Source organism: Burkholderia sp. Tr-20355 (assembly GCF_017104685.1).
Lineage (GTDB): Bacteria > Pseudomonadota > Gammaproteobacteria > Burkholderiales > Burkholderiaceae > Burkholderia > Burkholderia seminalis.
The window spans coordinates 44,888-64,967 of sequence record NZ_JAAGPK010000008.1 but is presented as its reverse complement, the minus strand read 5'-3'; the positions used below and the strand labels follow the sequence as shown (position 1 = coordinate 64,967).

The following is a 20,080-nucleotide window of genomic DNA, read 5'->3' as shown; positions in this document are numbered from 1 at the left end:
TGCGCGACCGCGCTCATTCGACGGTGTACGCGAATTCGCCGGCCTCGTCCGCACGCACCGCGATACGCGCGATGGCTTCGCCGTCGGCGATCCGGCCGAGCACGTGGCCCGCGATCTCCGGCAGCAGCGTGCCGTTCAGGATATGGTCGACGTTGCGGGCGCCCGAGTCGACCTCGGTGCAGCGCGCGAGCACCGCCTCGACGAGCGACTCGTCCCATTCGAACGCGGCCTTGTGGTTCGCCTCGATCCGGCGGCGGATCCGTTCGAGCTTCAACTCGATGATCTCGGCCAGCACGTCGTCGGAAATCGGATAGTACGGCACGACCTTCATGCGCCCGAGAAACGCGGGCTTGAACGTCTTGTACAGCTGCGGGCGCAGCGTCTCGGCGAGCGCGTCCGGATCGGGCAGTTCCTCGGCCGGCTTGTTCAGGCACGCCTGCATCACCGCGGCCGACCCGACGTTCGACGTCAGGATGATCAGCGTGTTGCGGAAGTCGATCTCACGCCCTTCCGCATCGTCCATCGCGCCCTTGTCGAACACCTGGAAGAACATCTCGAGCACGTCGGGGTGCGCCTTCTCGACCTCGTCGAGCAGCACGACGGAATACGGGTTGCGGCGCACGGCCTCGGTCAGCACACCGCCTTCGCCATAACCGACGTAGCCGGGCGGCGAGCCTTTCAGGCCCGACACGCTGTGCGCTTCCTGGTACTCGCTCATGTTGATCGTGACCATCTTGCGTTCGCCGCCGTACAGGATGTCGGCCAGCGCAAGCGCCGTCTCGGTCTTGCCGACCCCCGACGGCCCGACGAACATGAACACGCCGCGCGGCTTGTTCGGATCCTCGAGGTTCGCGGTCGCGGTGCGCACGCGCTGCGCGATCGCGTCGAGCGCGTGATCCTGGCCGATCACGCGCGCGGTGAGCAGCGGCTGCAGGTTCAGGACGGTGTCGATCTCGTCCTTCACCATCCGGCCAAGCGGAATACCCGTCCACGCGGCGACGATCTCGGCGACGACATGGCCGTCGACCTGCAGCGGCACCATCGGCTCGCCGCCCTGCAGCGCATGCAGTGCCGCCACGCGTTCGGCGAGCTTGTCGCGGGTGGCCGGCACGTCGACCGGCTGGCCGTCTTCCGACGGGCCGCGCGCCTTGTCGAGCGTATCGCGCAGCTCGGTGATCTCGGCGACGATCGCACGCTCGGCTTCGTAGCGCGCGTCGTCCTTCGCGAGTTGTTCGAGCGCCGTGTCGCGCGCACCACGCAGTTCGGCAAGCCGCTCGTCGTGCGGCGCGCCGCCGGCGGCCTCGCGCTCCAGCGACGCGATTTCCGCGTCGATCCGCTCGATCCGCTTCTTCGTGTCGTCGATCGCGGCCGGCGTCGCGCTGTGCGCGAGCGCGACCTTCGCGCACGCGGTGTCGAGCACGCTGATCGCCTTGTCGGGCAGCTGGCGGCCGCTGATGTAGCGGTGCGACAGGCGCACGGCCTCGGTGATCGCATCGTCGAGGATCCGCACGTTGAAGTGCTTTTCCATCAGGCCCGACATCCCGCGCAGCATCGCGGCCGCGAGCGGCTCGCTCGGCTCCTCGACCTTCACGACCTGGAAGCGCCGCGCCAGCGCCGCGTCCTTCTCGAAGTACTTCTTGTATTCGCTCCACGTCGTCGCGGCGATCGTGCGCAACTCGCCGCGCGCCAGCGCCGGCTTCAGCAGGTTCGCCGCGTCGTTCTGGCCGGCCTGGCCGCCCGCGCCGATGATCGTATGCGCTTCGTCGATGAACAGGATGATCGGATGCGCGCTCTTCTTCACTTCCTCGATCACGCTCTTCAGGCGGTTCTCGAACTCGCCCTTCACGCTCGCACCGGCCTGCAGCAGCCCCATGTCGAGCACGTGCAGCGCCACGCCGCGCAGCGGCGGCGGCACGTCGTCGGCCGCGATCCGCAGCGCGAGCCCCTCGACGACCGCGGTTTTGCCGACGCCGGCCTCGCCCGTCATGATCGGGTTGTTCTGGCGGCGGCGCATCAGGATGTCGATCGCCTGGCGGATCTCCGCTTCGCGGCCGATCACCGGATCGATCTTGCCGTCGCGCGCGCGCTGCGTGAGGTTGGTCGTGTACGTGTCGAGCGCGGGGGTCTTCGACGGGCCCGCCGCGGGTGCCGCACCGGCCTCGCTCGCCGCCGCGCCGCCGTCGTCCGTATCGGCCTGACGCGGCTCGGCCTCGCTCGACCCGGCCACGACGTCGTCGAACTTGTGCTTCAGGTCCGTCACGTTCACTTCCGCGAACTGGGACGACATCCGCTGCGCGAACTGCGCGAGATCCGGCGCGGTCAGCAGCGCGAGCAGCAGATGCCCCGAACGGATGCGGCCGAGCTGCGAATCGAGCGACGCGATCAGCCATGCCTGCTCGAACAGCGCGATCAGGTGCACGGAAAACACCGGCGTACGCGTGTTGCCGGTCTTCAGCCGCGTCAGCTCGCGTTCGAGATCGGCACGCAGCGCATGCGGATCGACGCGGCTCGCGCGCAGCGCGAGCGGCAGGTCGCCGGCGGGCTCCTCGAGCAACGCGAGGAACAGGTGCTCCAGATCGACCTCGTAATGGCCGCGCGCCAGGCACGCGCTCGCCGCGCGCTCGGTCGCGTGCCGGCACAGCGGATTCAGTTTCGTGATCAGGGTCTTCAGAGGCGTGCTCATGGCGTCGATCTCAGGTTCGATTGCGTGTTGTTGTCGTTCGGAATCAATGAATCACGTGCAGTTCGTAGCGTGCATCGGAGCGGTCCTCGATCGCGTCGCGCGTGCAGAGGAATGCATCCCAGCCGAGCCGCGAGCCCGCGCCCAGCACGCTCGCGCCGACCTCGGTGCGCTTCAGTACGAGCTTCACCTCGTATTCGAGCGTGACGCCGGCGAGCAGCGTCAGCATCCGCTCGAGCGCGACGGCGTGCGCGCCGCCAGGCAGGAAGGCCTCGTAATCGCGCTTGGACAGCGGACCGACGACGATCCGTGCGCGCATGTCGCGCTGCCAGACGCGTTCGCCGACGAGCGCCGTCGCGCCGAGCACCGCGTTGACTTCGCCGAGCACGCTCAACTGGTCGGGTGGCACGTCGTACCACTTGCCGACGAACTGGTCGATTTTCACCGGCACGCGGAAGTAATCGGACAGCGCGCGCTGCAGGTACGCGGCCGACATCGGCCGGTGCCGTGCGGCCAGCGCGTAACCGGCGACGGCTTCGTCGAGCACGCCGCCCGGGCCGGCCGCGAGGCTGTCGCGCACCTCGTCGCTCGGTACGCCCGCGATCGCGAGCAGCAGCGGCAGATAGCGCTCGTCGCGATCGAGCTCGTAATGGAACGGCAGCCGGTATTTCTTCCACGCCGCGTAGAACAGCGCGGTCGCGCGGTTCGAGAACACGTCGAAGAACGCGCGCGCCGCATGATCGCGCCGCAGGTACTCCCGCGCGACGATCTGCTCGGTGTAATGCAGCGGCAGCGCCCCCTGGCCGCCGAGCAGCCCGAAGAACGCGGGCGTCAGCTCGACGTGGCCGAGCTCGCCGGCCGCGAGCGCGGCGGTACGCTGCTCGCCCGAATCGAGCAGCGCGCCGCCGTCGTCGAACGAGCGCACACCTTCGATCTCGCTCGGCGGAAAACCGAGCGACAGCGTATTGCGGAACTCGATGCGCTGCGCGACCACGTCGCCCTGCCGCCATGCGCCGGGCGCGTCCGACGCCTGCCGTGCGAACAGCCCTTCGAGCACGCGCACCGCCTGGAAGAATTCGAAGCGGTGCGGCTCGTCGAGCAGCGCGTCGACTACGCCAGGATCGATTCGCCGGTTCGGGGCTTGCATCGGATGATCTCCTCGCCGGTGCGCTTCGACACGACGACCAATTGAACGAAACTGTTGAGATGGACGTACAGCCCGAAGAAGCTGTCGAGCACGCGCACGAACGACGCGAGGCTCGCGCCGACGAAGTGCTCCTCGTCGATCGTGAGCCGGATCTCGATGCCGCGCACGAAGGTCGCGAACGGCTTGCCGGGCAGCCACTGCACGGCGCCGCGCTGCTCGACCCCGACGAGGCCGTCGATCTGGCGCATCGACACGGCCGTGCGCCGCAGGTCGTACAGCGTCAGCATTTCCTTCAGCGGCGCAAGGCCGTGCGCGACCAGCGACACGTGATTGAGCGCCAGATGCGACACGAGCCGCCAGTGCGCGGCGCGGCCGCGCTCGAAGCGCACGCTCTGCGTCGGGCGGCGCAGCATCGAAATGCCGCTCGTCTGCGCACCGCCCTCCTGGAACAGGTCGCCGCCTTCGAGGCCGAACGCGAGCATCGCCGGCAGATCGCGGTTCGTGCAGGTGAGGTCGAGGCTCAGCGTGTCGGTTTGCGGCGACGTCGGCTCGAAGTCGATATCGACGATCGAGATTTCGGTTTCGTAGCCGGGGCTCTTCTGCGCGACCCAGTCGTTGCGGCGCGCGAACCAGTAGTGGCCGATCCGCGCCGATTCACCATGATGCAGCGAGTAGAACGGCCGGAATTCGATCACCGACTCCTCGTGCGCCTGCTGCCTGACGAGCTTCACCGAGTCGATCGAGTACACCTCGTACGCGAACGCGCGCCGCGCCTCGGCAATCACCGGATACGACACCGCGCGATGCGTGACGCGGATCGGCTCGCCGTGCTGACGGAACAGGTTGACGATCGGCGTGCAGAACAGCCGGAAATGACTCGGCGTCAGCAGCTCGAGCAGCCGCGCGACGTGCGAATCGCTGCGCACGTCCTGCAGCACCAGATGCAGCGTCGCGCGCTGGCAGCGGCCCGACGCGCGCGTGATCGCCGCGAGGTCGAAATCGACGAAATCGAACTTGTCGGGGAACGCGAAGTATTCGGTGAGCAGGCGATACGCGGGATGCGATTTCGCCGGATAGTCGATCAGCGCGTCGTCTTCGTCGAAACCGGCCTGCGCGATCGGCAGCTTGCGCAGCGCGGTCCAGCGGCCGTTGCGTTCCGGCTCGACATACGCGCCCAGCACGTTGACGAACAGGCAGTCGGTAAGCGCGGCGACGAACGACTGCTCGCCGTGCAGGTGCGCGCGCAGCGTCGACAGCTTCAGCGCGCCGAGATCGAGCTGCGCGGCGAGCGATTCGAACGTGATCGAGATCACGCCCGTCGCGTTCGACGGCAGCACCGTCGCGCTCGGCGCGAGCGCGACCGGCGTGTAACGGGCCTCCGAAATGCGGATCGGCGCGAGCGTCACGTCGTAGGCGGTGCGAAACCGGCACTGCACGCCGCGGATCGGACGGCTCTTCAGCTCGGTGCCGCGCTCGATCACGACCGGTTCGGTCTGCTGACCGGGCGAAGCCGGCGTGAACTGCGCGATCGAGCACGACGGGAACGGCCGCAGGTAGTGCGGATACAGCACTTCCAGCAGCGCTTCGGTGAACTCGGGGTAGTCGTCGTCGAGCTTCTTGTTGATGCGCGCGCCGAGCAGCGCGAACGACTCGATCATCCGCTCGACGTGTGGATCCTCGCAATGCTCGCCGGACAGCGCGAGCCGCGCCGCGATTTTCGGATAGCGTTCGGCGAAATCTCGCGAATAGCGCCGCAAAAACGATAATTCGCGCTCGTAATACGGCAGCAATTCTTCCATCGACGACCCCGAACCTCAATATTTCCTGCCGGACCTGATCAACCACCGGGCGGTCCGGCCCGCTCGGCGGCTTGATTTACTGCATTCTCGCGGCGCGTGCGCGCGTGACGGAATACTGCAGCGTCGACGGTTGCAGCATCGCGTCGAAACTCACCGGCTCTTCGGCCGGGTGCACGACGAGCAGCGCCTGGATCGCGAAATAGAGCGCGTTGGTGGCTTGCTCGTTCAGCTCGAACGTCACCTGCACCTGCTGCAGGCGCGGCTCATGGCGCGCGATGGCCTGCTGGATCGACTTGCAGATGAACGCGCGGTCGTAGTGGCTCGCGAGGCTCAGCCCCGCGAAATCGTTCAGCCCGTAGGTCAGCACCGACTTCTGGCATTCGGGCAGCGCCGCCAGCTCGCTCTCGGTATGCGCGATACGCGTGTTGAGGATCGCCTCGACGTCGCGGGCGACCGTGTTCTTGAGCTCGTCCAGCGACAATTGCCGCATCGCTGCCGAGGCCGGCAGGTGCGGTTCGTCGTCGAACAGCTTGTCGAGAAAACTGGGTTCGAATCGTTTCATCAGCCGGCGTGCACAGCGAAAACGGCAACGGGACGCCGTGCGCCCCGTTGCCGCAACCGACCTTAGACCGCGTAGGTCTTGTCGTTCTTCGTCAGGCTCCAGGCGCCCTGCGTGTTGCCGCCCTGGTTGCCGCCGATCTTCTGCTGGGTCTGCTTCCACTGCACGGCTGCGTACTTCAGCGAGAACGTCTCGATCGGCAGGCCTTCCTCGCGGACGCTCGGCGCGATGCTCGAGATGATCACGTACTTGAGCTTGACTTCCAGATACTGCACGCGCTTGCCTTCACCGTCGGCGCGCGAGAAATGGATCGTCACTTCGTCGAACGTCGTGCCGCCCGACGCGTGCTGGTACAGCAGCGGGCTCGACGAATCGATTTCCTTCGAGAACACCATGTCGCCGTGTTCGCACCGCGTCTGCGTCAGGCCGCCGGCCGACGACGCCGTTGCCGAACGCGGCTGCACGATCGAGTGATCCCACGACTTCAGCTCAAGCCAGCCCTGATGGTCCTTGTCAGCCGACTCGCCCTTGACTGCCGGGCTACCAAATTGCAAGTGAATGTGTAACATGGCCCTTCTACTCCCCAAAGAGGTGGTTTTAACGTCCTACCCAGGCGGCCCGCCCGGGCGATTTTGCTCGCTTATGAATTTGCCGATTTGGGCAGATCAGCGACAAGTCGCAGAGAAATCGAGAGTTCGTCGAGCTGAAAGTGCGGGCGCAGGAATGCGACCGAACGATACGAGCCCGGCTTCCCCGGAATCTCCGACACTTGTATGGAAGCCTCGCGCAGCGGGAATTGCGCCTTCTGCTCCTGCGACGCGTTGTCGTCGAGCAGCACGTACTGCGAAATCCACCGGTTGAGGAATGTTTCCACGTTCTGCGCCGAGGCGAAGCTGCCGATCTTGTCCCGCATCATCGCCTTCAGGTAGTGCGCAACACGCGATACCGAGAAGATGTATTGAAGCTGGGCGGACAGGACGGCGTTCGCGTTGGCGCTGTCGGTGCTGTATTTCTTCGCTTTCTGCACCGACTGCGCGGCGAAGAACGCGGCGTAATCGGAATTCTTGCAATGGACGAGCGGGATGAAACCGAGGTCGCTCAGTTCCTTCTCGCGGCGATCGGTGATCGCGATCTCGGTCGGGCACTTCAGCGCGACTTCGCCGTCGTCCGTCTTGAACGTGTGGGTCGGCAGATCCTCGACGAGGCCGCCGCCTTCGACGCCGCGAATCGCCGCGCACCAGCCGAAGTCGTCGAATGCAGCCGTCAGGCGGGCTGCGAAGGCCCACGCCGCGTTGCACCACAGGTACTTGTCGTGCTCGGTGCCGTCGACGTCCTCGACGAAGTTGAAGCGCTCCGCGGTCTGGCCGTCCTTCGGATTGAACGGCAGGCGGCCGAGGAAGCGCGGCAGCGTCAGGCCGACGTAGCGCGAATCCTCCGAGTCGCGGAACGACTTCCACTTCGCGTATTCGACCGTGTCGAACACCTTCGCGAGATCGCGCGGCTTGCCGAGGTCGGCGAACGACTCGAGGCCGAGCAGCTCCGGCGACGCCGACGCGATGAACGGCGCATGGGCAGCCGCCGCGACACGCGACATCTGCTCGATGAAGTACAGGTCTTCCGGCTGGCGCGAGATCTCGTAATCGCCGATCAGCGCACCGAACGGCGAGCCGCCGAACGTGCCGAATTCTTCTTCGTAGACCTTCTTGAACAGCGCGCTCTGGTCGAACTCGCTCGCGCCCTTGAAGTCGCGCACGAGGTCGCGCTTCGGGGCGTGCAGCGCCTTGATCTTGATCGTCTGGCCCGTGTTGCTTTCCTTGACCAGGTAGTCCATCCCGCGCCACGTGCTCTCGAGGCGCTGGAATTCCGGCGCGTGCATCACTGCGGAAAGCTGCGTGGAGATCAGGCGGTCGAGTTCCGCGACGCGCGCGTCGATCGTGGCCGACAGGTTGTCCGACACGATCACCGTGCCGTCGAGCACCTGGTGCGCGAGTTCGCCGATCAGGTCCTTCGCGCGGGCATGCTCGGAATCGGATTTCGCGACCTTGCTCTTCTCGACGATGTCGTCGAGCAGCGAAGTCCCGGCGGCGTATTCCGCGCCGCTCGCTTGGGCCGCAGCCGTTTGCTGGTTCATCTCAACACTCCGTCGTCATTCGCCGTCTTTGTCGCCGCCGGTGCCCTTCGCGAGCTCCTGCAGCTGCTGCGTGTTCTTCAGCACCTCGGACAGCAGATCCTCGAGCTTGTCGTTGCCGGCGAGCTTGTTGCGCAGGTCGGCGAGCTTCGAGCGCGCCTCGAGCAGGCGGCGCAGCGGCTCGACCTGTTCGACGACTTCGTCCGGGCTGAAATCCGACAGCGAGCGGAACTTCAGGTCGACCGCGAACTTGCCGCCTTCCGGGCTCAGGCGGTTTTCCACCTGGAACGCGGCACGCGGCTCGATCGCCTTCATCACGTCGTCGAAATTGTCGCGGTCGATGTTGACGAATTTGCGGTCGCGCAGCTTCGGCTGCTCGATTTCGGATTGGCCCGCCAGATCGCCGACGACCCCGACGACGAACGGCAGTTCCTTCACCTCGATCGCATCGCCCTTCTCGACCTCGTAGGTCAGCTGGACGCGCGGCGGCCGAATTTTCTGCAAGCTTTTCTGAATGCTTTCTTTCTTGGCCATCTCGACGGCTCCCAGGTTAGTTGTGGTTATCGCGTCAGTTGCGGTTTCAGTTGCGCAGTGCGCCGAACGGATCGGCGCTGCCCTTTTGCGGCGTGGCGGGCGGCGTCGGCGTGGTGGCTGCCGCCGCTTCGGCGGCCGGTGCGGCAACGCCCTTCGGACGATGGACGACGCGGCGCGGCGGGCGCGGCTTCACGACCTTCGTTTCAGGCGGGAACAGCGCCGATTCGCCGAGCGTGTCGCGCAGCTGCTTCGCGAGCGCCTGCGCATCGGACTTCGCGTCGCCCGCGAGCGACGCATCCTGGCGCAGCTCGCCGAGCGACTGCGTCGCGATCCGCAGGCCGGCCACGGCCAGCACGCTCTTCGCCTGACGGTCGGTCGCGTCGCGCTGCAGCGCTTCCTGCGCGGCAACGATTGCCTGGCCGTAGTGGTTCTGTGCGAACTGGATTTGCGCAATGCGCGACCACGGCTCCTCGCGCGTCGGATCCGACTTCGCGAGTTGCTGGTAAAGGCCGAGCGCCTTGTCCTGGTCCCCCGCCTTCGCAACGGCGTCTGCATCGGCCAGCGACTTGTTGAACACCTCGGCAGTCGGCGGCGCGGGAGGCTGGCTCGCACAACCGGCGATCACGCCGCAAGCCACTACTACCCCAGACAGTTTTGCGAAGAGACGGTCTTTCATCGTTATTTCCACCGGCGCGTGAGTTTTAAATCGTTGAGAATCTGGTTCTTTTGCTTTGCAAGAAGCGCGCGGGTATAGTACCGATCAATTTTTCATAATTCAATCGTCGTGTGAAGAGTAATTCCTTTTAAAACCGGGCGCTACCCCCTCGAATGGCCTATCGCCGCAGGCTCGCGGCGGTTTTTCTTTCGGCCGGAATGCGCAAGTTTTACTGGTCGCACGACGCGCCGCCCGGGCGGCGGAAAAAATTTCCGGATGCCCGCCGAGACGCCGGCGCGCTTAATAGTTGAACAATGTAACGCCGGGGATTCGCAGCGATCGCGGAAATACCTGGCAGTCTTGACAGGGATAAAGGCGGCACGCCGGAAACACATGAGATCGTCCATGATTCGCTACGCGCTGCCGCTGGTTGCGTGCGCCCTGCTGGCCGGATGCGCGGCCGCCCCGCTGCTCGGCTCGGCCGCGAGCGCCGTGATGTCCGCGGCCGGCATCGGCAAGCCCGAGGTACCCGACGCGCAAAAGCCGCCGCGCAACCTCGGCATCACGCTCGCCGCGGCGCCGAACCTGAATGCCGCGACCGACAACAAGCCGCTCGCGCTCGTCGTGCGGCTCTATACGCTGAAGGACCCGACGTCGTTCCAGCAAGCGCCGTTCGACGCCTTCACCGATCCGACCAAGGAAAAGGCCGCACTCGGCGCCGACCTGCTGAACGTACGTGAAATCACGCTGATTCCGGGCCAGCGCTATACGGCGACCGAGAAGGTTTCGCGCGAGGCGCAGGCGTTCGGCATCGTCGCGCTGTTCCGCGATCCCGCACTCCAGCGATGGAAACTGACGTTCGATCCGGTGAAGTCGGAGAAATCCGGCATAATCATCGGCCTGCATAATTGCGCGATGACGGTCACCGATGGCACCGTCATTGCACCGCAGCAGGGTGCGCCGTCACAACCGCTGAATATGCTGTCTTCAGTGTCCTGCGGTTAAACATGTCGCACGAATGTCAATTAACAAGAGTTAACAATTGGCGATTTAATTCGGGCACGACCAAATCGATTACATCGCAACGCCACATTAACCGGATTTGACATGAGTTATTCGGCCAAGGTGCTGTGGGGGGAAGGGCTGTTCCTCCGGCCTCAACACTTTCAGCGACAGGACGCGTACCACGAGGCGCGCCTGTTCGAGTCCATCCAGGCGATCCAGCCGTACAACTGGGGCGTGCGCTCGGTGCGCATCGATCGCGACGCGCTCGGCAGCAATGTGCTGCGGGTCGCCGAACTCGCGCTCGTGTTTCCGGACGGTGCGCTGTATGCCGCGCCGCAGGCCGACGACCTGCCGCCGCCGATCGCGCTGGATACGCTGCCCGAGGGCATCAACGAATTCGTGTTCTATCTCGCGCTGCACCCGCTGCGCGAGAACGGCACCAATTACAGCGACGATCCGGCCGCCGGCTTCATGACGCGCTTCGTCAGCGAGCAGACGAGCGTCGCCGACAACTTCACCGATGCCGCCGAAGCCGACATCACGCTCCTGAAGACGCAGGTCAAACTGATCGCGCACAGCGAACCGCGCGACCAGTTGCTGTCGGTGCCGCTCGTCCGCGTGCGCCGCACCGCGACCTCCGGTTTCGAGATCGACGACAGCTTCGTGCCGCCGTGCCTCGCGATCGAGGCATCGCCGATCCTGCACCAGCGGCTGCGCCAGCTCGTCGACGCGCTGCAGGCGAAGGTGAACGCGCTGTACGGTTTCCACCGCGAGCCGTCGAAGAACATCATCGAGTTCCGCTCGGGCGACATCGCATCGTTCTGGCTGCTGCACACCGCGAACGCCGCATTCGCGACGCTCGCGCACCTGCACCAGCACGCGGCGCTGCATCCCGAGCGGCTGTTCCAGGAACTGCTGCGCCTCGCGGGCCAGTTGATGACGTTCTCGAAGGGTTATTCGCTCGCCGACCTGCCCGTCTACCGCCACGACGATCCGGGGCCGAGCTTTGCGCGTCTCGACCTGATGCTGCGCGAGCTGCTCGACACCGTGATCTCGACGCGCTATTTCGCGATCACGCTCGACGAGGTACGTCCGTCGTTCCACCTGGGCCGCCTCGACTCCGGCAAGATCGACGACAAGACCGAGTTCTATCTGGCCGTGTCCGCGGACATGCCGAGCGTCGAGCTCGTCGATGCCGTGCCGGCCCGCTTCAAGGTCGGCGCGCCCGACGACGTCGACAAGCTCGTGCTGTCGGCGATGCCCGGCGTGCGGCTGTCGTACACGCCGCAGGTGCCGCCCGCGATTCCGGTGCGGCCGGGCGCGTGCTACTTCGCGCTCGATTCGCGCAGCCCGCTGTACGAGCGCATGCTGCAGGCCCAGTCCGCGATGATCTATGCGCCGACTGGCATCAATGACCTGAAATTCGAACTGATCGCGGTCACATCATGAGCTACGCGCCTTCCCTGTTCGGCGACAACGCGCCGGCACCCATGCATACCCCGGCGTCGACGGACTCCGCGTTCCAGGCGCGTTCGCTGCTCGATTTGCTGTACGACGGCTTCTTCATGCTGTTCCTGCTCAAGAACGGGCGGGAACCGGACAGCGCGAGCGAGTTCAGCACGCGGATCCAGGAGTTCCTGTCGGATTTCGAGCGCGGTGCGAAGAAGCTGAATATCGCTGCCGAGGACGTCTACGGCGCGAAATTCGCGTTCTGCGCCGCGATCGACGAGATGGTGCTGTCGTCGCAGTTCAAGATCCGGGCCGACTGGGAACGCCGGCCGCTGCAGCTCGTGCTGTTCGGCGAGCAGCTCGCGGGCGAGAAGTTCTATCAGTATCTCGAGGATTGCCGTGCGCAGGGCGCGGCGCGGCTGCAGTCGCTCGAGGTGTTTCATATGTGTCTGCTGCTCGGGTTCCAGGGCAAGTATCTGCTCGAAGGGCCGGAGAAGCTCGCTTACCTCACCGCGCGGCTGGGCGATGAGATCGCGCATATGAAAGGCAAGCGGGCGCCGTTCGCGCCGCATTGGCCGTTGCCGGATCAGATCGCGCATCGGTTGAAGCGTGAGGTGCCGGTTTGGGCGATCGGGGCGGTGTTTGCACTCGTGGCACTGCTCGGGTACCTCGGGCTCAATACTTATCTCAAGGACAAGACGCTGCAGGCGTTGGCGCCTTATTCGCAGGTGATCAAGGTCGGGCCGGAGTCGGCTAATTTGACGATTTCGTTGCCTTGAGGGGCGGGCTTCGTTCGACGTTGATGCTGCATGGAAAAAGGACCGCTCGGCGGTCCTTTTTTACTGTGGCGCGTGGCGAGCGCCTTCAGAGCAGGATGAATTCTTCGTTGTCGACGTAGAACACGAATGCGTCGAATAGTTGCGCGATGCTCGGTTCGTCGACCTGGTCATGTGCGTTGATCACGATGTCCTCGATCGTCGCGCTGTTCAGCGTGACACGCCAGTCGGGGTGTGGTGCGGCTGCGGGTGGAGTGGTGCCTTCGGCGTGGTCAGCGTCATCGGCGAATTCGCCCTCGGTATCGAGCGTCCACGGCGTCGGCGGCAGGCAGAGCCATCCGGAAAAATCTCCAGGGTGTTCGAGGATGTGCTGCAGCGACGCAGTGGTCGCGTAGGTGGTCGACATAGGTATTGCGGTTGAACGGAGGGAAGGCGTTGCTGGAATCGTGAGGCCACGGTGGCAAGCCGTGATTATGCCGAATCCGGGGCCCTGAGATTGCTCAGCGCGCGTTGTTGGGGCCTGTCAGGAATTTCGTGTTTAAGGCATAACATGCTCTCAAGGAGAGTGTATGCCTTGCAAACCGAAAGCCCAGCCGGCGGCTCTGCCGGCGATTCCGGCCGAGCTGCTTGAGCGGTTCTGCAACGGTCCGATGACGGCCGAAGCCATCAATGCCGCGACACTGGCGCTCAAGAAGGCGCTGATCGAACGGGCGTTGGGCGGCGAGATGAATCATCATCTCGGCTACCCCGCCGGTGCGGCCAAACCGACCAACGCCACGAATCAGCGCAACGGCAAAGGTGCCAAGACGGTCCGATTCGCATCGAGGTGCCGCGCGACCGCGAAGGCAGCTTCGACCCCATCCTTATTCCCAAGCACGAACGGCGCTTCACGGGCTTCGACAACAAGATCGTCGCCATGTATGCCCGGGGCATGACCGTGCGCGAGATTCAGGGCTTCCTGCTGGAACAGTACGGCACCGAGGTCTCACCCGACTTCATCAGCTCGGTCACCGACGAGGTCATGGCCGAAGTAACCGCCTGGCAGGCCCGGCCGCTTGAGCCGATGTATCCGGTGGTGTTTTTCAACGCACTGCGGGTCAAGATTCGCGAAGACGCCGTCGTGCGCAACAAGGCGGTGTACCTGGCGCTGGGCGTGCTGCCCGACGGCACGTGGGAGATCCCGGGTCTGTGGATCGAGAACACCGCGGGCGCCAAGTTCTGGATGAAGGTACTCAACGATCTGGAGACTTGCGGCGTTCACGACATCTTGATCGCCGTGACCGACGGTCTGAAGGGCATGCCCGAGGCCCTGGCAGCAGTATTTCCGGCCACGACGCTGCAAACCTGCATCGTCCATTTGATCCGCAACAGCCTGGACTACGCCAGTTGGAAGGACCGCCGAGGACTGGCCGCGGCGATCAAACCGATCTATGCCGCGCCCAGCGCGGAAGCTGCTCAGGCCGAACTCGATGCGTTTGCGAATGGCCCGTGGGGCCAGAAATTCCCGACCGTCAGTAGCGCGTGGCGCAACGCCTGGGATCGCGTGATCCCGTTCTTCGCGTTTCCGCCGGGCGGGCGCAAGATCATCTACACGACGAACGCGATTGAAAAATATCAACTCGCAGCTGCGCAAGATCATCAAGACCCGTGGTCACTTCCCGACCGATGAGGCCGCCACCAAGCTCATCTGGCTGGCCTTGCGCAACATCACCGCGAATTGGGGAAGTGCCGCGCATGACTGGAAGACCGCCATGAACCAATTCGCTATCCTTTACGCAGATCGATTCATCCGGCGTTCCGAGTAATTGCTCCACCCGCCTTGAACACGGAAATCCTGACACCCCCGCGCGCTCCTCCTAAACACCACTTGAAACCTGCATCCCACATCTATACTTTTTGCCGATTGAAATTTGGGCAAGATACTACGAATTCCGTGATCGCCACACTTACGAAGTCACCATCTTCTTCATCAGACTCCCTAGCCAAATAGACATAATATGGCGATCAGGTCCGAATCGAAATCGTACGCAATCATCTGCTCCCCTTTCCGAACCAATCAAAAAAAGAAGCGAAGATGACCCACCTTGCATCAATATCGAAATTTTTTACTCATCAACATACAATTCACGCCAATCGATACGTATCAACATCACCTCGCCTCAACTGAGGGACTGCACGCCCCGTCGAAAAAGAATAACACGGAAACGCAAAGCCTCACTCTCATTCAGCAGCAAACCGACCCTACAAAGTTAGAGCATCGTAAATCAAAATCCTATCCTTTTCAGCCATTTTATATGCATGCATAACAAGAGTAAGGTCACTTTCAACGCCATCTATTATTAGATCGAGTTGCACCCTCTTACTGGACTCCGATGGCGCCCCCGGATCAATTTCATACAACTTCACGTGACTAACGATGTAGCCTCGATCAGGGACTCCAATCCTTTTCAGCGCATTCTCATCCAGAATATCCCCGCACAGATATTCCAAAATATTCCTCTTAACTCCCTCCGACTCTTTGGCATCAAAATTTCCATCCGAAACCAATTTTTCGAAAATATTTTTCGAAAAGCATTCACATATTTTGGACATCTCCAAAATCATATCATCTGTAATCCATTTGCTCACACTACCACCTCCTAGTTGAACTATTTCTATTCCCTGGCACCCGAGTCGGCGTATCAGCCGTAACGCCCATACTGGAGAAATAATTGTCAGCTCGCATTACATGGCAGCGAGTTTCATCTGCAGAAAAACCAGCTCGGCGTAGCGCCCGGTATGCAACCCGACGCTCCGCTGCATATGTACCGCCGACACCTCTCTGACGCTGCGATTGTGTCGCAACATAATGCTCCGACCCAATTTCGTGTGACGGCCCCGCCAATTGCACCGAAGGTGCAGCGTTCGCAGCAGCATCATCGTATCCTGGGACGCCTTTCATAGCCGCGTTTTGTATTACGTGATGCGAATCTGCCGGAACATTGTTATACGGTCCGAATTTACGGCCTGACTCCGAAAGAATTTTCTCGCAATCCTCCGGACAAGGGCGACATTTCTTTAACCCAAGTGGGTCGATCCAGCCTATCGGGTTGGGTGCGTATTGATAGACATTAATGCCGCCGATGAGGCCAATCGGATCCTTACTAATGAACCGTCCGCTACTCGGATCATAGTATCGGTGCCGGTTATAGTGAAGCCCCGTCTCCTCATCAACCTGCTGCCCCTGAAACCGCAGCGGATTTCTCGGCGCAATTCCTGCCGCTGTCGATACACGCGCAATAATCTCTCGCGCCTCTCCCCACGCCTTATATGCCCCCTCCCACACGACGTCACCGTCATCATCTGTCAACAACTGAGGGGTCCCGATCTGGTCGCAGTGGTAATAGAACAGTGTCGCGCCGCCTCGCCGCTCCGGCATCTTTTGCAGCGGATCTTCCTCTGGCACATAGCGGTCGGTATTCTCCCACCCCGGTGTCTCGATTCCCAAGACTGGCTCAGACACATACTGCGCCAGCGGCACAAACGTCCCCGGTTCGTAGATATAGTGCGTACCGCACTCGCCATCGCTCTCATACGCCAGTGTGTCACCATCCCACCCGAACACCGTGCGCTCGCCGTTCACCTCCTTTGCGATCCGGCGACCGAATGCGTCGTAGAAATACCGTGACTGACTCTGCCGCGATGTCTCCGCAACCCGCGCCGACAGCAAACGATTGAACTCATCCCACTCATACTCCTGCTCGCCCGCAGGCGTACGCTTGCGCACCAGATTCCCGCGTGCGTCGTACTCGAAGTGCATTCCCGCATACGCCTTCAGCAGGTTACCGAGCACCTTCGGCACCTCGACCGGCAACGTGCTTTCCGGTCGCACCGGGCTTGGACGGGATGCTGGCGCCTCCGCAGACGTAGTCGGATCGATGATGTTGTTCGCCGGATCGAACGCAAACCGCTCCTTCGCAACCGGACTGATCGCTTCGATCAACCGCCCGACTGGATCGTATCGATAGTCGGTCCCGCCCTTACGGCTGTCCTCGATCCGAGACAATTGCCCCACTGCATCATAGCGATACCGCCGCTCGGCAAGCGGTGCAGGTGCCGTCGACCGCTGAATCGTCTGCTGAAGCAAACGTCCCGCAAGATCGTAGTGCGTACGCTGCCCGACCTTGCTCGACAGGACGCGCACCGTCTCGCGATGAAGGTCATCGCGCTCAAATTGCACCCGCTCCTCACCATCGAGTTGCATTCCATGCACGTGTCCGGAACCGTACATCAACCAGTCGACCGCATGACCATCTGGCCGCACGGTACGTCGTCGGTTGCCAAGTTCGTCGTATTCGTGGTGCCACACGTAGCTGCGCCGTTCCCCGAACAGATCGTAAGCGTGATGTTCGCGCACAAGGTTACCAACCGGATCGAAGAAGGACTGCACACGGCTGTATCGGTTCACCGCATCGATCAACCTGCCGCTTGGGTCGTAGGCAAACCGTTCCTCGTATTCCCCCACGACACGCTTCATCACACGGCCAATCGCATCGACATCAACCGACATCACGCAACCCGCTGTGTCCACAGAAACAAGCCTGCCGTTTTCTTTGTCGTATTCATAGCGCGTCGACTTGCCGTCAAAGCCGATTTCCTCGATCAGCCGCCCCGCCGGATCATAGTGAAACTGGTACGTTGCAAAGTTCGCATCAGTCAGCGCGACTAAGCGACCGAGACGGTCATAGCGAAATGCAAGCGTCCGCCCGAGCGCATCCGTGCGGCTCGCCATCCGGCCAACCGCGTCATAGCTGTATCGCATCGATCGATTGAGTTGATCGGTATGCCGCAACAAACGCCCCTCGGCGTCGTATTGCACATACGCAACTCCGGCCGGTGAACGAATTGCCGTGAGTTGGCCGTTCGGGCCATAGTCATATGCGACCACGCCCCCCGATGCGTCCTTTGCCTCAATCACGCGCCCGATATCGTCGTAGCGCCACTCCGTCTTCTTTCCGGAGCAGTCCGTGAAGCTCGTCAACCGCCCACCATCGTTGTACTCCAGCGCCTTCGACCCACCCTTCGCATCGGTGATCTGTGTCGGCAATCCCTTGTCGTTGTAGATGTACTTCGTCGAGTGCTCGAGCGGATCAATCTCCTCGACGAGATTGCCCGCGTCGTCGTACTTGCGCTGCCACACATGTCCGTTCGGATCAACGAGTCGGATCATCTGATCCTTGTCGTCGTATGCCATCTCGACGACGCTACCGTCCGCCCGCTCCTGCCAGACCAAATTGCCGCGCGCGTCGTATTCACTCCGTTCGATGCTGCCATCCTGCCGGATGTGCAGTACCAGATTGTGATGAGCATCGCGCCGAAACCACTCCTGGTTACCGTCCGGATACACGATCCGATACACGTAACCGTGGATGTTGAAGTAGTACCGCGTCATCTGTCCGAGCGCATCGGTCACGTAGGTCAGACGGATGTTCGGATTCCATGCGAGCCGGAGATCGAGGCTGCCGTCATCCGCATATTCGCGAATGCACTTCGCGTTTGCGTTGTCCTCGGCATCCGCGCCATCCCATTCGAGCGTCATCCCGCGGCCCGTGCGATCGGTATAGCGCGTCACAAGGTGACGGCGATACTGATACGTCCGCGCATTGCCGTGGCGATCGACCGCGCGCACGAGATCGCCGTCGGCATCGTATTCGTAGCTCGTCAGCGTGCGACGAACACCATCCTTGAGCACGTGTTCGATCTGCACGATCCGGCCATGCCGATCGTGCTCGAACGCGAGCACATTGCCGCTCGAATCGATCAGACGCGCCAGGCGATCGAGCGCATCGTAGTCCAGCGTGATCGTGTTGCCGGCACGGTCCTTCTGCATCGCGAGACGGAACACGTCGCCGCGACGCTCGTACACATGCAGCACGGCATGGCCGTATGCGATCGTCACCCATGTATCGTCGAGCCGCGACAGCGTCAGGTTCTCCGACAGATCATCGTGCACCGCGCCGGCCGCGAGTGCCGGATACTCGATGCTGCGCCCTTCCGCATCGCGATAGATCCACTGACCGTTCTTGATGTCAATGCGCGTCGTATAGGGCGTGATCCATCGCGCACCCAGTTCGCCATTGTCATAAGCCGACAGACGAGAACGATAAGTACGCTCCCAAACGAGCGGCATGGCGCCCGGCAGGTCGAAATCCACGTGGGAGAACGTTTCGTCGCCGAACGCGAAATCGATTGATGCCTCCGATGCCCCGAGCCCGCACGCCTTGCACGTGCTCCTCCCCGCCCCTTCGACCGGCGCTTGTCCGTCGACTTTCTCCAGCCCTTCCTGCTCCCGCGTCTTCTTCGCCTGGCTCTTCCCGTTCGCCTTGACGTCCGTACTCTGCTCATGAAGCTTCGCGCGCGCCTTGACGCGGCCAACGGCCTCGATCAGCTGCAAGACCAGCCACATCATCTTGCCTTCTTCGCTGCCGGCAAGCGAACGAATCGACGCCGCGATCTTCGGCGCTTCGGTCCGAAGGAACGTCACCGTGCCGCGAAACGGCTCGAGCCACGCATCCGGCGCGAGCTTCGCCACCGTGCCCGCCGTCTTGTTGACAACCTTCTTTCCCAGCGCCTTGGTCCCCTCGTACGCAAACTGGATGCCGTCGCCGACACGGCTCGGGCTGTACCACGGCCGCTCGTCCGCCATCTTCTTTGCGATCTCCTGCTGTCGCTTCAGATTCGCGTTGGCGTCGAAGAGTTGCCCGTGCAGCGCCTTGTCCATGCCGGTCGCCAGCGCGAGCATGAGCTCCTGGCACGTCGATGCGCATCCGTTGAGCAGTTCGACGAGGCCGGACTTCAGCTTGTTGAGAAAATCCTCGATCTCGGTCGCGCAAGTCGCGTTGATATGCGTGACCAGCACGGAGATGATCGCCGCGCCGAGGTTGTTGCGCGTCATCAGCAATTCGTGGCGAACGAGCGCAAGCAGCGGGCGCGCCGACATCCGGAAAGGCGCAAGCGTCGGCGGAACCGGGATGATGCCAAGCAGGTTGATCGCAAGGCTCATGTAGTCGAGCACCTGGCCGCCGCGCTTCTCGATGATCTCGGCAATATCGCCCAGCGCGTCGACCATTGCCATGATGTTGCCGATGATCGGTACCGCACCGGCAAACGTCTTCACGTCCTCGAACGTGATGTGGTTGCCGCTGATCTTGCGCAACCACGCATCGAAGCGGTTGCCGACCGCGGCGACATCCTTCGGAGAAACATCGCTGAGCCAGGTAACGGCCTGTTCCTTCTCTGCGCCCGGCGGAAGTTGTTGTGCCATGTCGTTCTTCGTTCAGTTCGTTATATTCGGGCGGCTGACGAGCCG

The 20,080-nt window shown here is 62.8% G+C and carries 15 protein-coding genes; 4 read left to right on the top strand and 11 right to left on the bottom strand.

Features of this window, described 5'->3' with window-relative positions:
* Positions 1–13 precede the first annotated feature (13 nt).
* The 8 genes from tssH to G3N62_RS03235 all read right to left on the bottom strand — a co-directional run bounded on the left by tssH (position 14) and on the right by G3N62_RS03235 (position 9,523).
* Positions 14–2,683, bottom strand: coding sequence for a type VI secretion system ATPase TssH (gene tssH, locus G3N62_RS03270; RefSeq protein WP_034187521.1), 2,670 nt, complete (start codon positions 2,681–2,683; stop codon positions 14–16).
* Between the two features lie 43 nt (positions 2,684–2,726).
* Positions 2,727–3,827 (bottom strand): type VI secretion system baseplate subunit TssG, encoded by a 1,101-nt coding sequence (gene tssG, locus G3N62_RS03265; protein WP_034187522.1) that lies wholly within the window; start codon positions 3,825–3,827, stop codon positions 2,727–2,729.
* Entirely contained in the window at positions 3,791–5,626 is a 1,836-nt protein-coding gene (tssF, locus tag G3N62_RS03260) for a type VI secretion system baseplate subunit TssF (RefSeq protein WP_034187523.1), read from the bottom strand. The genes tssG and tssF overlap by 37 nt, the downstream gene beginning before the upstream one ends.
* A gap of 76 nt (positions 5,627–5,702) precedes the next feature.
* Positions 5,703–6,188: a type VI secretion system baseplate subunit TssE gene (gene tssE / locus G3N62_RS03255; RefSeq protein WP_034187524.1), complete on the bottom strand. Its 486-nt coding sequence runs from the start codon at positions 6,186–6,188 to the stop codon at positions 5,703–5,705.
* 62 nt (positions 6,189–6,250) lie between these two features.
* Positions 6,251–6,754 carry a type VI secretion system tube protein Hcp gene (locus G3N62_RS03250; RefSeq protein ID WP_034187525.1) on the bottom strand — a complete coding sequence of 168 codons (504 nt, stop codon included), beginning with the start codon at positions 6,752–6,754 and terminating at the stop codon, positions 6,251–6,253.
* A gap of 71 nt (positions 6,755–6,825) precedes the next feature.
* Entirely contained in the window at positions 6,826–8,316 is a 1,491-nt protein-coding gene (gene tssC, locus G3N62_RS03245; protein WP_034187526.1) for a type VI secretion system contractile sheath large subunit, read from the bottom strand.
* Positions 8,317–8,331: 15 nt separating this feature from the next.
* Positions 8,332–8,847: a type VI secretion system contractile sheath small subunit gene (gene tssB / locus G3N62_RS03240; RefSeq protein ID WP_006484395.1), complete on the bottom strand. Its 516-nt coding sequence runs from the start codon at positions 8,845–8,847 to the stop codon at positions 8,332–8,334.
* 46 nt (positions 8,848–8,893) lie between these two features.
* Positions 8,894–9,523, bottom strand: coding sequence for a tetratricopeptide repeat protein (locus tag G3N62_RS03235; protein WP_034187527.1), 630 nt, complete (start codon positions 9,521–9,523; stop codon positions 8,894–8,896).
* A 372-nt stretch (positions 9,524–9,895) separates the two neighbouring features.
* On the opposite strand from G3N62_RS03235, the gene tssJ reads away from it, so the two are divergent.
* The 3 genes from tssJ to icmH all read left to right on the top strand — a co-directional run bounded on the left by tssJ (position 9,896) and on the right by icmH (position 12,735).
* Positions 9,896–10,507 (top strand): type VI secretion system lipoprotein TssJ, encoded by a 612-nt coding sequence (gene tssJ / locus G3N62_RS03230; protein ID WP_034187528.1) that lies wholly within the window; start codon positions 9,896–9,898, stop codon positions 10,505–10,507.
* A 102-nt stretch (positions 10,508–10,609) separates the two neighbouring features.
* The gene (tssK, locus tag G3N62_RS03225; RefSeq protein ID WP_124670906.1) at positions 10,610–11,956 is read left to right on the top strand and encodes a type VI secretion system baseplate subunit TssK; all 1,347 of its coding nucleotides are present in this window, start codon (positions 10,610–10,612) and stop codon (positions 11,954–11,956) included.
* Entirely contained in the window at positions 11,953–12,735 is a 783-nt protein-coding gene (gene icmH, locus G3N62_RS03220) for a type IVB secretion system protein IcmH/DotU (protein WP_034187530.1), read from the top strand. Before tssK ends, icmH begins: the two co-directional genes overlap by 4 nt.
* 85 nt (positions 12,736–12,820) lie before the next feature.
* Here the strand turns inward: icmH and G3N62_RS03215 are convergent, their stop codons facing one another.
* Positions 12,821–13,138: a hypothetical protein gene (locus tag G3N62_RS03215; protein ID WP_049035666.1), complete on the bottom strand. Its 318-nt coding sequence runs from the start codon at positions 13,136–13,138 to the stop codon at positions 12,821–12,823.
* Between the two features lie 231 nt (positions 13,139–13,369).
* On the opposite strand from G3N62_RS03215, the gene G3N62_RS03210 reads away from it, so the two are divergent.
* Positions 13,370–14,401 (top strand): IS256 family transposase, encoded by a 1,032-nt coding sequence (locus tag G3N62_RS03210; RefSeq protein WP_241012830.1) that lies wholly within the window; start codon positions 13,370–13,372, stop codon positions 14,399–14,401.
* Positions 14,402–14,973: 572 nt separating this feature from the next.
* Here G3N62_RS03210 and G3N62_RS03205 read toward each other — a convergent pair.
* Both G3N62_RS03205 and G3N62_RS03200 read right to left on the bottom strand, forming a co-directional pair.
* Positions 14,974–15,360 carry a hypothetical protein gene (locus G3N62_RS03205; protein ID WP_124670907.1) on the bottom strand — a complete coding sequence of 129 codons (387 nt, stop codon included), beginning with the start codon at positions 15,358–15,360 and terminating at the stop codon, positions 14,974–14,976.
* Position 15,361: 1 nt separating this feature from the next.
* Complete coding sequence (locus G3N62_RS03200) at positions 15,362–20,035, bottom strand: RHS repeat-associated core domain-containing protein (RefSeq protein ID WP_124670908.1); 4,674 nt, start codon at positions 20,033–20,035, stop codon at positions 15,362–15,364.
* Positions 20,036–20,080: the final 45 nt, after the last annotated feature.

Coding starts and splice junctions, on each gene's coding strand:
- tssE (WP_034187524.1), bottom strand. CDS start 6,188: ATGAAACGATTCGAACCCAGTTTTCTCGACAAGCTGTTCGACGACGAA.
- tssH (WP_034187521.1), bottom strand. CDS start 2,683: ATGAGCACGCCTCTGAAGACCCTGATCACGAAACTGAATCCGCTGTGC.
- G3N62_RS03200 (WP_124670908.1), bottom strand. CDS start 20,035: ATGGCACAACAACTTCCGCCGGGCGCAGAGAAGGAACAGGCCGTTACC.
- G3N62_RS03215 (WP_049035666.1), bottom strand. CDS start 13,138: ATGTCGACCACCTACGCGACCACTGCGTCGCTGCAGCACATCCTCGAA.
- icmH (WP_034187530.1), top strand. CDS start 11,953: ATGAGCTACGCGCCTTCCCTGTTCGGCGACAACGCGCCGGCACCCATG.
- tssB (WP_006484395.1), bottom strand. CDS start 8,847: ATGGCCAAGAAAGAAAGCATTCAGAAAAGCTTGCAGAAAATTCGGCCG.
- tssC (WP_034187526.1), bottom strand. CDS start 8,316: ATGAACCAGCAAACGGCTGCGGCCCAAGCGAGCGGCGCGGAATACGCC.
- tssK (WP_124670906.1), top strand. CDS start 10,610: ATGAGTTATTCGGCCAAGGTGCTGTGGGGGGAAGGGCTGTTCCTCCGG.
- tssF (WP_034187523.1), bottom strand. CDS start 5,626: ATGGAAGAATTGCTGCCGTATTACGAGCGCGAATTATCGTTTTTGCGG.
- tssG (WP_034187522.1), bottom strand. CDS start 3,827: ATGCAAGCCCCGAACCGGCGAATCGATCCTGGCGTAGTCGACGCGCTG.
- G3N62_RS03250 (WP_034187525.1), bottom strand. CDS start 6,754: ATGTTACACATTCACTTGCAATTTGGTAGCCCGGCAGTCAAGGGCGAG.
- G3N62_RS03235 (WP_034187527.1), bottom strand. CDS start 9,523: ATGAAAGACCGTCTCTTCGCAAAACTGTCTGGGGTAGTAGTGGCTTGC.
- tssJ (WP_034187528.1), top strand. CDS start 9,896: ATGAGATCGTCCATGATTCGCTACGCGCTGCCGCTGGTTGCGTGCGCC.